This window comes from Coprobacillus cateniformis, assembly GCF_009767585.1.
Classification (GTDB): Bacteria; Bacillota_I; Bacilli_A; order Erysipelotrichales; family Coprobacillaceae; genus Coprobacillus; species Coprobacillus cateniformis.
In genome coordinates, this window is record NZ_WSNW01000001.1 from 1,234,229 (window position 1) to 1,247,591 (window position 13,363).

The window sequence follows — 13,363 nt, forward strand, 5'->3', positions numbered from 1 at the left end:
TCTTACCTTTCCATATCGTTTCTCTTAGGTGGAGTCAAATCTCTGCAATACTCCGGATACCTCAACTTGATACCCTCCATAAAATACGGAGCATATCCGCAACAGAACAGTTCCTCCGGTGTATAGAGATTTTCCCTGCCTTCTTCCGTAAATCCATTCCAGAGATTAAAGGCAAGGTGGCAGACCTTGACTGTGCCACTTGTCTGCCAACCGCCGTGCATACCTTCCGGTATGATACAGTCCCTCTTGAAATCAAACATCTTTCCGATGTTCATTCTCGTTTCTTCTGAAATGCCCATCACATAGAAAAATGCTCTGTGATAGCAGTCGTTGACTTTGCACTTATCCAGATTTTCCAATACAAAATCTCTGTGTGCAGCATTGCGAAATTGAATCTTAGACATTTTAAATTCCTCCTTACGCTTCGCCTGGTTTGGTTGTCATCAGTTTATAAAGTTTCGTGTTCTTAGGAAATTTGTTTGCAAACGGTACAAGTGAACTTCCCACCTTGATAAGTCCGTGTCCTGCTTCCACATTCGTGATATAGGACATCTGAAGGTCGGAAATATTCAGAAGTTTTGCAAGCTCAAGCCTGTCTGTGGAAGCCTGATTCAGCATAATGATAAACTCTGAGTTTGCAAGCATTGTTCTCGCTGTGTGGCTCTGCAAAAGGTCATCGACGTTCTGGGTAATTCCACTTGCGTATGCACCGTATTTTCTCACACGCTTCCACAAGGTAAAGAGGAAGTTTGCAGAATATTCGTGCTGGAACAGAAGATAAATCTCATCAATGAAGATAAAGGTATTCTTACCCTTTGCACGGTTCTGTGTGATACGGTTCAGGATAGAGTCAAGGACAACAAGCATACCTATCGGCATAAGCTGTTTACCCAAGTCAAGAATGTCATAGCAGATAAGGCGGTTATTGGTATCCACATTCGTCTGCTTTGCAAAAGTGTTCAGAGAACCATGCGTAAAAAGCTCAATAGCAAGTGCCAGTTCCTTTGCTTCCGGTTCGTCCTGCTGCAAAAGTTCTGCCCTGAAATCCTGCAAGGTCGGTATATGTCCCTGATAGTCATTCTGCTGATAACTGCGGTACACACTTGCCGTACAACGGTCAATGATAGACTTCTGCTTCGCTCCGAGATTTGTTCCGCCGATAAGCTGTTCACAAAGGGACATAATAAACTCAGATTTCAAAATGACAGGGTTTGCACCGTCGCCGTAATCCTTATTCATATCCATTGCATTGATGTGATTGTCAGAAGTAGCAGAAATATTGATTACTTCTCCACCCATCGCATTGACAAGCTGTGAATACTCTCGCTCAGGGTCAATAATAATAATATCTGCATCCGAAGAAAGCACCTGATTGATGATTTCTCCCTTTGCTGCAAACGACTTACCACCACCGGATACACCGAGAATAAAGGAGTTACCATTCAAAAGCTGCTTACGGTCTGCGATAATCATATTTTTGCTGATAACATTCTGACCGTAATAGATACCGTTCTCGTGGAAAATATCCTGCACCCTGAATGGGATAAATACCGAAAGGCTCTCTGTGGTAAGTGTTCTGAACGCATCAATCTTTCTCGTTCCAAACGGCATTACCGTATTGAGTCCGTCTACCTGCTGAAATCTCAGCGTTGCGAACTGGCAAAGATGTTTTCTTGCTGTGGTAAGCAATGCTTCCGTATCATTCTCAAGCTGCTCCTTACTGTCTGCTGTAATAACCATCGTGATAACAGCGAACATCATTCTCTGGTCACGGGTTGTAAGGTCATCGAGGAACTCTTTCATTTCTTTCTTCTGCTGCTCCATATCATACGGAACAGTTGCAGAGAAGTTATTATTGGCATTCTGCCTACGCTGCCAGTTCGTGATATTGGTTTCCACACCAAGCAAACGGTTCTCTGCTTCTTTTACTGCTTCATCAGTTGGAACGGGAACAATATCAATGGACATCATCAGATTTCTGTTCATATCCGTAAGTTCCGCTACCATACTGTCTTTGATATAGGACGCATATTCACGAAGAAAAAGGACTCTTCCATAACGGTTTCCCATCTTGAAATAGTCCTTTTCAAATTCCATTGTGTCAGGACAGATATAATCCTTAAAATCGTGTCCCTTTTTTCTTGTTTCCTTAATATCAAAATGGAAAGAGCTTTCCTCTCCCACACGATAAAAGTCGTGAAAAATACGAAGTCTTTCGTCTGTTTCCAGTTCCACACATTTACTTCCGAGCCTGCCGAAGTGAGCAATCAAATCTGCACCGACACGGGCAAAATAAGTTCTTGCGTCCTCCACACTCTTTTTGTTGATGGAAATGGTAATATACTTATCCTGAACAATGGAGTTTGCACCCGTTGCCTTATCAAGAAGCATTTTATTGTATTCCTCTCGATATTCGTCCAGATTATCTCCGGTTGTCGGAATAAGAATTGTCTGCTCAAAATCCAGTCTGTTGAGCCGACGATTATTGATTGTGATTTTTGTCGTTGCACCACTGTCAAGGGAGTTCAGAAGTTCGGAATATTCAAGGAACATCGCTTCCTTATCCTCACGACTTGCCACTGCATAGTTAATATCCGTAAAGCGATAAGTCTTTGAATATTTATCCTTTCCCACTTTGAAAATGCCATCATCAGAGATAGCCACTACGGGAATCACGTCCTGCACACCTTTCGGTACAACAAATTTTTCTTTGTCCTGCTTAAACAGGTTTGTAAGAGTCTTAATCATAAAAACTCATGACCTCCTTTTGGCAAAAAAATATCGCCACTGATTATAGTGACGATACATCAAATTGGTTTTATTTAGTTCCAGTGCTTTCTTGAATTATATACATTATTGACTGCTTCAATATAGCAAATGAAAGAGGAATGATTGTAGTCGTTGGAAGTCAAATACTGCTTTTTTATTTTCAGATACTGCTCTCTAACTAATGTCCATTTTCCTTTTTCTTTGATATACTTTGCTTTCTCTCTAATGTTTCTTGAATTAGGTGCTTGATTCCAGAAATATCTGTTTGGAAAACATCTCTTATCGTGAATAAGGCGATGATAGTTTCCGTCTGTATCCTCGCAAACAATACAAATATCCATTGAAAATTCTGTACTATTTCCCTGATTAAAGTGCCGCTTTTCCGTTGTTAAAGATGAGGTAGAATCTTGGCAGTCACTCCACCCATATTCTCTAAGAACAATATTGAAAGCCTTTCTGACACATTCTTTGATTTCTTTGCAATCTTCCCAATCATCAATTCTTGTGATTTCAAGATTATAATCCAAATCAATCGGTTGATTAGCATTTTGTAATATCAGGTTTCTTGCACCACTACCCACGAGATAGAATGAAGCACCAATGTCATATTCTTCTTTAAGCGTATGGCAAAGGTCTTGCATTATTTCTCCACATAACGAACGCATACGGCTCAGAAACTGTTTGTCTTCCACATACTTATACATATTAACATTTCTCCTTTCTTCCCAAGCCGCCCATCTAGTCAAATGCTAAATCATTATAGTATATTCAGAAAGCACCTGTCTGTCAATAGCTTAAATCTTATTTTATGTTTTAGATTCTCGAAAATGGTCCTTCTGCTTCTGTTCAATGCTTGGCTTCATCAGTTCGTAATACACATTGGTGGAGTGAAATACCAGCTTCTTCGGCATCAAAAACTCCGACTTTATCCACGCATAGATTGCTTTCTCTGCGGTCATACCGTTGTACTTCACAAAACCAAGTGCCGCAAACGGAGCAGCACCCAAAATGCACACCCACGATACGGTTTCCGTGCCAACATACGGTTTGAGCAAAAAATACAGTCCTACTGCAACGCCACAAGCGAGAACAGAAAAAATGAACTGTCTGAGCGACAGTCCAAAAAACATTGACTCTGTATAATTTCTGATTTCTCGGTTAATTTTTACTTCCATATCTGTTTCCTTTCCTGCGATTTCGGTCTTTCTCCCTCACGCATTTATCATTCAGGCAAAAGACTTTGCCCTTCCGTTTACCGCCATAGTAAACACATTTCTTACAATCTCTTTGGTTCATCTCAAAATCTCTCCTTAAAGTCCCATCATCTCTCGGATAATACGGTCAGACATTTTCACTGCACCGACAAGAACAAGCATATTAAATACCAGTTCCCCGATATATGCCCAAACCTGCGTAACTGCTGCTGCATCAGGATTCACTACTGGCGGCGATGAAGCAAATACAGAGAAAATAATACAAGCAAGTACAATGACTGCCCCTTCAAGCAGAACTGCACAATAGCTCTTGATAAAACTCTTGCCGACATTCTGTGTCGGTTCTCCTGCAAATGTGGAAAGCGGTATCGGTGCAAGTGCTGTGTACATATAAAGTTTGAAAAATCTTCCGTACACCGTCATTATCAGAATGAACGAAAGCACTGTGATAAATAATCCCCCAATAAGCGTTACCGCCCACAATGGAATACTCTCGAAAAATCCGCAATCCTCTATGGTCGTTACCATCTCTGCGGGCAAGGTCGTCTGTTCCGGAGTTCCAAATCCGGCAGCATTCATAATGGTTGAAATTGTCCCTTGCACGATATTAAATAGTGCAAGCATAAGCTCCATTCCGTATGTGATAACACCTTTCGCCAGTGCAAAACGAACAAAGAGTTTTAAAGCGTGTTCCGGTTTCTTCACATCTGTAAAACTTCCGCAGGTCTTTACCATACCTATCACGAAAAACAACACAAGTAAGGCAAGCCCGATAGCCTGAACTGCACCGTTGATGTCAACGATAACCTTCCAGATATTCCCGCCCTTAAAGTTCTGCGGTGTAGTTGTGATGAGCGTCCATATTTCCGACAGTTTTTCATTCCAAGTTTCAAGGGCATTTTCAAGATTTTGAACTACCCAGTTATCACTCATTCAAAGCACCTCCTTACAATTAAGGGGTGTACCTTAACTTGGCACACCCCTCGATAACTGTGTAACTCTTATCTTAGCCTGTGATAAGAGTAAGGATTTCTTTGGCGAAAGTAATAATGATACCACCCGCAAGAGTCAGGAAGCCATTGGCTCTCTGAGAAGGGTCGTGAGATTTGAGTGAAAGACCGACCTGCACGATACCAAAGCCAAGCAAAATCATACCGATGGCACGGATAAGTCCGAAGATAAAGTCAGACAGATTGTTGACTACGGTAAGCGGGTCATTCGCTGCAAATGCAGTCGTTGTCATTCCAAGTGCCAACGCACCGACAATGACCATTGTGCAATAAGCACGGAAGCCTTTCCTAATCTTTCCGGTCATAGGCAGTTTCTTTGTTTCCTGAGTGTCAGTTGCTTTTTTCTTAAAAATAGTCATAGTTGAATACCTCCAAAATTTAATTTGTTTGATTGTTTATGAACAGAGCTTCCATCTCCTCATCGGAAAGAAGTTCCCAGTTCGTTTCTTCCATTTCCTTTTCAGGAAGTGTTGCAGGGTCAATGTCCCAAATAGCAATCGAAGCAATATCTTTTGTGACTTCTCCGTGCTTATAAGGACTTGCCTTTCCGTCTGTGGTAAGTGCCACATTCGGGTGTTTCATAATGTCATATTTGAAATCCATAATGGGTCTTTCCCCACGGATAAATAAAATAGCGTACTGATTATCGAGCATACGCACCTCATCAGGGGTAAGTAACTCTCTGCCGCTAATCTGATAGTTGGTGGAATAATTACCGCTTCTTCCGGTACTCTTTCCGAACGTGTTGGTATCAATGGTTTCCTTGCCCAACAGCTCCGACACATATTTATGGGTTGACTGCTCATTTCCACCGAGGTAAAGAAATTCATCGCAGTTACCCACAATGCTCTCCCACTGTTTTTCAAACAAGGCTTTAAGCTGTGCCAAGTTCTGCAAGATGATACTTACCGATACCCCACGGGAACGCATAACCGACAGTATCTTGTCGAAGTCGTCCGGCAGTGAAACATTGGCAAATTCGTCCATCATAAAATGAACGGGCATAGGCAGACAGCCGCCGTGGATATGGTCGGCTGCATAAAACAACTGTTGAAAGAGCTGTGTGTAAAGAATGGATACCAAAAAGTTGAAACTGGAGTCGTTATCCGGTATCAGTGCAAACAGTGCCACCTTTTTCTCTCCGAGTGACTGCAAATCCAGTTCATCGGCAGAAGTAAGAGCAGCAAGACTCTCCAAGTTAAACTTTTCAAGCCTTGCTGCAAGGGTTATCTGTATGGATTTTAATGTTTTGGAAGAGCCGGAATGGTAAGAGTGGTAATACTTCAAAGCAATGTGGTCAGGATTATCTATCATCAAATCTGAAAACAGATTATCAAGCGGAGAAGGACTTGGGTCGTCCTCGTCCTCAATCGCCCCGGCTCTGAGCATTTCCATTACCATTGCAAAATTCTGTTCTTCCGGTGGTGCTTCATAATGCAGATAAAATACAAGTGCAAGCAGAAGCATTGACGCTGCCGTATCCCAAAACGGGTCATTGCTCTGTGAACCTTTTGGAGTGGTACTCTTGAAAAGATTTGTTACGAGCTTCTGCACATCATTATCGTTCTGCAAATATACAAACGGATTGTAACAATGGCTTTTCTCCATTGAAATCAAATCAAGCACACGCACTTCGTAACCTTTCTTCTCAAGAAGATGTCCCGTATCTCGCAGGATTTCCCCTTTCGGGTCTAATATCACATAGCTGTTTCTGGCAGCGTTCATAATATTAGGCTTTGCGTAAAACCTTGTCTTACCTGCACCGGAGCCACCGCACACAAGCGTATTCAGATTTCGTCTGTGCTTCTTGGCATTAAGTCCAATGCACACATTCTGAGTCATCAGCTTATTTTCTGACAGCGGCTTTTGTCGGTACTTTTTATCAATTGCTCTGACATTGCCCCATTTAGCAGAACCGTGTTCCTCTCGTCTGCGGTAATTCTTTCTTGTCGAGAAATAAATCCCGATACCCATTCCATAGCATAAAAGCAAAATGAGGACAGTTTTCAGGCTGTCCCCACATAATTTTATGGAAAATGGATTATCAAAGAGTGTCGCAAGATTGGCTGCTATCTCCGGCAGTCCTCCGCTTATGGAAGGTGCAATCAGAAGTGCCAGCCATATGACCGGAACGATACCGACAATAGATAAAATAATGGCAGTCTGCCTGTCATTATCTCGCTTCATCTGAGCGTTTCCTTTCAATTACTTTGAACTTTTTCAATGGGGCATTTCCGACTTTTACAAGCAGGTCGTCTACTGCATCTGCGGACTTGCCTTCCTCCATCAACTTTGTTTTCTCATCGTTTAAGGAGCGAATGACAACACCGTGTTCGTAATCGTCCAAAGCAATGTGGTAGAGTTTTTCTTTTTCCATATCTGCCCTCCGTTATCTCTCATAGTCCTTTGAACGCTCCTGCTTCTTGCGGAACATTTCATCAGAGATATGACTGTGAATTTCTGCCATTGCATTTCGAGTCTTGGAAAGCTCCGCACGGATTTCTTTCGGCTCTTTGGAAGCCAGTCCCTCCGGAATGCGGTTAATTGCAAAATTCTGTGTATCTACGCCATACTTCTTGCAAAGCATATATCCGATACACACTGCCTGAAAGCCCATATCCCTGCGGCTGTAACTTTCGCTGTTAATGGAAAGCTGTGCGTGTCCAAGTTCCTGAGCGACACACTGAGCAACTGCTACGCTGTCGCCCACATTACGCTTCACATACAAGGTCTGCTTTTCATTATTATAGAAAGCTGCCATATTCGGATACGGAAGTTCATCGGTTGACGCAACCTCCACCGGAGATACATCAAGCATTGTCGTGATAAGTGCTTTCGGGTCACGGTTTGCTGATACTGCCGGAGCTTTTCTTCCATTTGTCTGCGTAACATCAAATACCTTTTTGACATTGTAGGAAATACCCGGAGAGCCATCTGCTCTTGTATATTCCACTGGTTCAAGAATAGAAATACTCTTTGCCCCTTTGGTAATCTTCACATTGTCCTTACCCCAATCATCAAAATCTTTAAGCTGTGTTGCCTGCGGATACTGACTATAAATAAGGAGAGCATTTGCTGCGGAATATCTGTCCATTCGACTCTGCGTATCAAGAAAGCTCTTGAACTTCTCAGGGTCACTCACAATCTCACGGGCAGCGTCATCAATCATCTGATAGACCTTTTCTTTTTCTGCTCGCTTCTTTTCCGCATACTCCTCTTTGGATAATCTTGGCTGATTACCGCCAGCCTTTGCGGGTTTGAAATCATTTGTCATAGTGAATTACCTCTCTTTTGTTTTGGGTTTCTTCTTCGGCTGACGGTGTACCGTCTGACCGTTTTTCTGCTGCGGCTTCTTGCCGTCTTTCTTAATCTCCGGTTCTTTACGCTCTGCTTCTTTTTGCTGTTTTGCCTGTGCCTTGTAACGGTCAAGTTTCTCTTTGACCGATGGTTTTTCCACTGGCTTTGCAACACCCTTATCAGATTGCGTTTCTACCGGCTCTGAGTTTTGCCTTGACAGAGGGCTTTTGTCTGTTTTGGCGACTGAGGGGTTTGCGTTTGCTCGCTCCTCTTTCTGCATTGGATTTCTGACCGCTTCTTCCATAATGATTTCACTCTTGGATTTAGTCGGCTTTTCTTTTTCAACCGCTTCACGGTCTGCGATAGCTTTCTCTGCTTCACTGACAATAGAAGCCTTATCCACCTTGCCAAGTTCAAATCTTTCAACGATACGCTGAATTTTAGAAGCGTCCTCTGCTCTTGCGATAATATCTACCGGAGCATTCTCTCCCTTTGTGTTCTTATCTCTGAGGACACAATAAAGAACGCCATAGCGTTTTGCCTGTTCGGTAAACTTCTTCAAATCCTTTTGCGGAATGGAAAAGACTTTCAGCTCCTTGCCTGACTTAATCATATTGGTAAGCCTTGCTTTGCCCTTTGTCTTTTGTTCCTGCTTCAGAACCGATACCAAAAGCAATGCGATATTCTTCGCCGCCGAACCGCTTAATCTTGCAGCAACTTCAAATCCTTCAAGCGAAAGCCTAACGACCTGCTCTGCTGCGTCACCACCGTTGTTCATAGCGTGATTTCTCCTTTCTCTGCTGTTTTTCTTCCTCTGTTTCGATATGCTCAAGGTTTTCTTCCATAACCTTTGACCTCTCCGCAATATCCTCGCAGAGTTTTACTTCCCGTCGGAGTTTTTTCAATTCTCCGTTGATAGAAGCGATTTCATCTTTTGCCGCCTGAAGCTGACCATCATCAATATTTGTTCTTATCTTTTTTCGGAGATGTGTTCTTCCGGCAACAAGATTTTCCATCTGCTTCTCTAAGGAAGTTTTATATGAAAAAAGCTGTTCGTCCGTGGAAATATTTTCTCGTCCGAGCAGCCTTACTTCATCAGTAATCTTATCGAGCTTCATTAAATCATCTTTCAAGAGATAATGAAGCCTTGCGTTATTCTGTTTCTTATACTTGGGCAGATAACCGAGTCTGTAACAGTAATACAGATACAGCCCATAAAGTCCGCCTTTCTTTTTCAGCTTCTGCCCTCTGGTCTGCATACGGTACTGTCTTGGCTTATAAGTCGCCCTCTGGAACGGCTCAATCTCTGCCCATCTGTTACGATTTTCTTTGATACGCTCTACAATCCGGTCATTGGTATAATCTGCTCCGAGATTTTTCAGTCGTATCGGCTTATCGTATCCCTTTGGAATGACCGTCCAGTATTTTCGGCTTGGACTCAGGTTATAGGCATATCCCATTTCCTTGAGAGCAAACTGAAATTCTTTCAGGGTCTTGCTGTGGTCGATAGCATAGTCAATGGCTTCTTTTGCAACCGAGTAGCGTGTCGGCATACCTGCCTTTTCCTTCATCGTCAGATACTCCAACTGCTTACTGCGGTTCGGATTCGGGTCATAGTAAAGTCCGTACTTCTCACAAATCCTGTCTGCAACCTTTCGGAATTTGAACCACGCTTTTTCCTCGCCCCACAAATGTTTGCCATCGACAAAAGAAATAGAGTTGATGACAAAATGGCAGTGCAGGTGCTTTGTGTTCAGGTGGGTTGTCACAACGACCTGAAATCTTTTTCCCCACACTTCATTTGCAAACTCCATTCCGATTTTCTGTGCCATCTCAGGAGATATATCCGTTTCCTTGAAGCTCAAATATCCGTGATAGGCTTGGATACCGTCTGTCTTTTGGTACTGTTCCTTAACCGTTATGAACTGGTCACGGGCAATCGCCACATTACAGTTGATACCCTCAACATAGAACTCTCGCTCTGTTTTTTCTTCGTCCTTTGCATAAGCAATGACATCTGCAAGAGCCTGATACTGTTCCTGTGAAAACTCCCTTTTGATTTTGGCAGAAGTCTTTTCGGGATTGGTCGCATAGTCAATGACCTGACCGAGCCTTTCTGTTACCGACCACAACTTTGTTACTGCCATTTCATTTCGCTCTGATTTGGACGAAGATATGTCCTTTCAATCTCTGACTGGAACTTATTCCACTTCGCAGCTTCATTCTTCAGCATAGGTGCGTCAATGAAACCAAGCGTATTAGCTTTAGCTGCAAGCTGATTGATGTTATTACCGATAGAGGAAAGTTCCCTCATCACATCATAGAAGCGGTCATCGGGTTTCTCTTTCGGCTCGTAACCTCTGATAAGCAAACGGATAAGTCCTGCTTCGGAAAGACAAGCCTTCTTTGCCTTTGCTGCCAAATCCTGTGCTTCCTTGCGGTTAAAGCGTACAATCTTCTGAATGTTTCTCTTTCTCATAATCGGTATCTTCCTTTCTCTTTACTCTGCAATCTTTGTTAATCTGGAATAAACACATCATCGTAACGCCAAGACAACTGCCGAGCAGTGTTCCGGCGGCGATAAGTAATAACTCTCTCAAATCAAGTTCTCCTTTCTCACGGGGTATTAGGGGCAACCCCTAACGAGCCTTTTACCGTTTGGGAAACTGTGTTTATCCAAATGGTCTGCTCGCTAAGAATAAACATCTCCTCCGGGTTGCCCCGTTCTCAGGCTGCTATCTCTCATAATCCTTTGATTTCGGCTTAAAAGGTTCAGCCACGATATTGCCGCCCACATCCTTAGAAAAGCGTTCAGGATACTTGAACTGTTCCTTATACTTCTTCATCATATCGTCCGGCAAGCTCTGAAAGCTCTCACTCTCAGGCGGTGCATAACAGATAAAGAACTTGCCGCAGATAATGTCAACCATCTCTTTCTTATCGTTGTCCTGCACATAAACAGCACGATTAAGCGAAAGTCCTCTCATCTTTCCTTCCTCATTACAGATGATTGCAACGTCATCATCAAAGGGCATATATTCCTCAATATCCCCTCCGACAACCTCCTGCATTGCTTCCAGACTGTCGTCGATTACAATTTCCTTCGGGTACTTTTCCGGTTCTACCAAGAGAACTTTAATCTTAGAATCATTCATCGTTCTTCATTCCTTTCGTGTGTTTTTTTATTGTAAATTCCCATCCGCATACAAAGAAAATCGTTGAAGTCCTTACCTGCTTTTGGTGGCTCATCAACGATTTCATACTTATCCGGCAGAATAGTTTTTAAGGTCTGTGCTGCCTTTCTGCCCGCTATATCATTGTCAAAATGGATACGGATTTTCCTAACAGATGGGTTACTGCCAAGATACTTTTCCAGTGCAATCGGCACTTTACTGTCCTCAATTTTCTTTGCCGGAGAATACACCCCAGACAGCGAAACAAAGCTCATTTCTTTCCAATCCTGCCCGTTCAATTTTGCAAGCGTGGCATAGGATAACAAGTCAATGGCACACTCAAAGAGGTGTACTTCCTCCAAGTTTTCCTTACCAAGCCGAAAAGAATAATCTTTTTTACTGCCACTGCAATCGCCCATAATCCTACGCTTATTCGTGGAACGGTAGGCTGCATATTTGGGTTCTTTCTTCTCGTCATAGCCTACAAACACAACATTGTGATACGGCAGGCTCTCAAAGATAAGGTCATTAGAGATACAGTAATTGATGATTTCAAAATCTATTCCTCTCCCGAAAAGATACTCTGTAATCACTATATTGGAAGCACATTTTTCAGGGAGAAGAAGCGGTTTATTTTCCTCTTTTGGCTGTGGTTTTTCATAGTCCGGAGCCTGAATCGCTGTGTGTCCGATAATGGTTTCCACCGCTTCAAGGAAGCTGTAACCTTTGACCTTAATCAGATAATCCAAAGCACTCCTGCCACCGATACCTCTCGACCACCATATCCATTTCCCGTTTGAAATCTTCAAACTGTCGTGGGTTCTGGTGCAATAGGTGTTCCCCGAAAACTTAACCAGCTCATACGGTTCATAATTTTTCAGGTAGGTTAATAAGTCCATCTGCTTCGCCTGAATGATTAACTCAGGTGCGATAAATGGCATATCGACCACCGCCTTCCTGTTTATCTCTCATACGATTTCTCCTTTCTGCCGCCGACTGGCTCGCCCTCATCAGGCTCTCCGCCGACAATCTCATTTTCCTTTTTATCCATATTGAGCAGGATATTCAGCTCATCAAGTCGGGCAGTTTTTGCCCTCAATTCTTCCTCCTTTGCAAACGGCTTTTCGATTTCCTGCTTCGCTGTTTCAAACTGCTTCTCCGTATTTTCAAGGCTGTTTTTCGTATCAGCAAGTGCTTCCTCAAAGCGTTCTATGCCGTTATCTATTCTCACGATATTACCGTGAGCATCGTCGCCAAGCGGTACATCTCTGCTCGTTTCGCCTTTCAGTTTCACAACATAATTACGCTGCACCGTATCAAAATACAGTTCCATTTGAAAGCCACGGTACTCGCCAAGTGGTATCGCATCGGGACTGTTCATTGACTTGCAGGCATTGATGATTGCCTGACCTGCTTCGGCTTTTTCGGAATAAGAAACACCCGATACCATCATTCCAAGCGGCTGCTCGTCTATCGGTTTCGGGTGTAATTTTGCTGTTTCAACATCTTTTGTAAGTCCCTCTACACGGGATTTTAAGTAAGCAATCTGTTGTGGGTAGAACTTGATGACCTTATCTTCCAGTCCGTATTTCTCCGATAAGAAATTGGATTTTAACATCTTCAGCTTCTGCACCTGAATGTCTAAGTCCATCTTTTCTTTGATATACGGATTGCCTGTTGCAAGCATTTTTATCTCCGCATAGGACAGTGCGGTTTCATCAATATCCTCTGCCGACCTGACCGGAGATTTGCTCGTCATAATCTGACTTGCGAACTTCTGCTTACCTTCCACAAGCTGATAGAGGTATGCATCAAAGGTCTGCTCTGTTACATAGCGGTAAATATCTACCTGCGGATTTTCATTGCCCTGACGGACAATTCTACCGGAACGCTGCTCCAA

The 13,363-nt window shown here is 42.9% G+C and carries 15 protein-coding genes; all 15 read right to left on the reverse strand.

Annotation, left to right across the window (positions count from 1 at the left end; all coding sequences use genetic code 11):
• Nucleotides 1-2 precede the first annotated feature (2 nt).
• The gene (locus tag GQF29_RS06350; RefSeq protein ID WP_002594682.1) at nucleotides 3-404 is read right to left on the reverse strand and encodes a DUF6075 family protein; all 402 of its coding nucleotides are present in this window, start codon (nucleotides 402-404) and stop codon (nucleotides 3-5) included.
• 13 nt (nucleotides 405-417) lie between these two features.
• On the reverse strand, nucleotides 418-2,748 hold the full coding sequence (locus tag GQF29_RS06355) for a VirB4-like conjugal transfer ATPase, CD1110 family (RefSeq protein ID WP_008789330.1): 2,331 nt from the start codon (nucleotides 2,746-2,748) through the stop codon (nucleotides 418-420).
• A gap of 74 nt (nucleotides 2,749-2,822) precedes the next feature.
• Nucleotides 2,823-3,473 carry a hypothetical protein gene (locus tag GQF29_RS06360; protein ID WP_002594680.1) on the reverse strand — a complete coding sequence of 217 codons (651 nt, stop codon included), beginning with the start codon at nucleotides 3,471-3,473 and terminating at the stop codon, nucleotides 2,823-2,825.
• A gap of 102 nt (nucleotides 3,474-3,575) precedes the next feature.
• A complete protein-coding gene (locus GQF29_RS06365) occupies nucleotides 3,576-3,944 on the reverse strand; it encodes a PrgI family protein (protein WP_002594679.1) in 369 nt (122 codons plus the stop codon).
• A gap of 135 nt (nucleotides 3,945-4,079) precedes the next feature.
• A complete protein-coding gene (locus tag GQF29_RS06370; protein WP_002594677.1) occupies nucleotides 4,080-4,916 on the reverse strand; it encodes a VirB6/TrbL-like conjugal transfer protein, CD1112 family in 837 nt (278 codons plus the stop codon).
• Nucleotides 4,917-4,989: 73 nt separating this feature from the next.
• Nucleotides 4,990-5,352 carry a hypothetical protein gene (locus tag GQF29_RS06375; protein ID WP_008789329.1) on the reverse strand — a complete coding sequence of 121 codons (363 nt, stop codon included), beginning with the start codon at nucleotides 5,350-5,352 and terminating at the stop codon, nucleotides 4,990-4,992.
• A gap of 19 nt (nucleotides 5,353-5,371) precedes the next feature.
• Complete coding sequence (locus GQF29_RS06380) at nucleotides 5,372-7,180, reverse strand: VirD4-like conjugal transfer protein, CD1115 family (RefSeq protein ID WP_008789328.1); 1,809 nt, start codon at nucleotides 7,178-7,180, stop codon at nucleotides 5,372-5,374.
• On the reverse strand, nucleotides 7,167-7,370 hold the full coding sequence (locus tag GQF29_RS06385; RefSeq protein ID WP_008789327.1) for a hypothetical protein: 204 nt from the start codon (nucleotides 7,368-7,370) through the stop codon (nucleotides 7,167-7,169). Before GQF29_RS06385 ends, GQF29_RS06380 begins: the two co-directional genes overlap by 14 nt.
• A 12-nt stretch (nucleotides 7,371-7,382) precedes the next feature.
• Nucleotides 7,383-8,267: a hypothetical protein gene (locus GQF29_RS06390; protein ID WP_008789326.1), complete on the reverse strand. Its 885-nt coding sequence runs from the start codon at nucleotides 8,265-8,267 to the stop codon at nucleotides 7,383-7,385.
• Nucleotides 8,268-8,273: 6 nt separating this feature from the next.
• A complete protein-coding gene (locus GQF29_RS06395; RefSeq protein ID WP_008789325.1) occupies nucleotides 8,274-9,068 on the reverse strand; it encodes a PcfB family protein in 795 nt (264 codons plus the stop codon).
• On the reverse strand, nucleotides 9,052-10,437 hold the full coding sequence (locus tag GQF29_RS06400) for a relaxase/mobilization nuclease domain-containing protein (RefSeq protein WP_008789324.1): 1,386 nt from the start codon (nucleotides 10,435-10,437) through the stop codon (nucleotides 9,052-9,054). The genes GQF29_RS06395 and GQF29_RS06400 overlap by 17 nt, the downstream gene beginning before the upstream one ends.
• Complete coding sequence (locus GQF29_RS06405) at nucleotides 10,428-10,769, reverse strand: plasmid mobilization protein (protein ID WP_002594670.1); 342 nt, start codon at nucleotides 10,767-10,769, stop codon at nucleotides 10,428-10,430. The genes GQF29_RS06400 and GQF29_RS06405 overlap by 10 nt, the downstream gene beginning before the upstream one ends.
• A gap of 256 nt (nucleotides 10,770-11,025) precedes the next feature.
• Nucleotides 11,026-11,445 carry a DUF3846 domain-containing protein gene (locus GQF29_RS06415; RefSeq protein ID WP_008789322.1) on the reverse strand — a complete coding sequence of 140 codons (420 nt, stop codon included), beginning with the start codon at nucleotides 11,443-11,445 and terminating at the stop codon, nucleotides 11,026-11,028.
• Nucleotides 11,442-12,404, reverse strand: coding sequence for a DUF3991 and toprim domain-containing protein (locus GQF29_RS06420; RefSeq protein ID WP_008789321.1), 963 nt, complete (start codon nucleotides 12,402-12,404; stop codon nucleotides 11,442-11,444). The genes GQF29_RS06415 and GQF29_RS06420 overlap by 4 nt, the downstream gene beginning before the upstream one ends.
• 20 nt (nucleotides 12,405-12,424) lie before the next feature.
• Nucleotides 12,425-13,363, reverse strand: coding sequence for a hypothetical protein (locus GQF29_RS06425; RefSeq protein WP_054689833.1), 939 nt, complete (start codon nucleotides 13,361-13,363; stop codon nucleotides 12,425-12,427).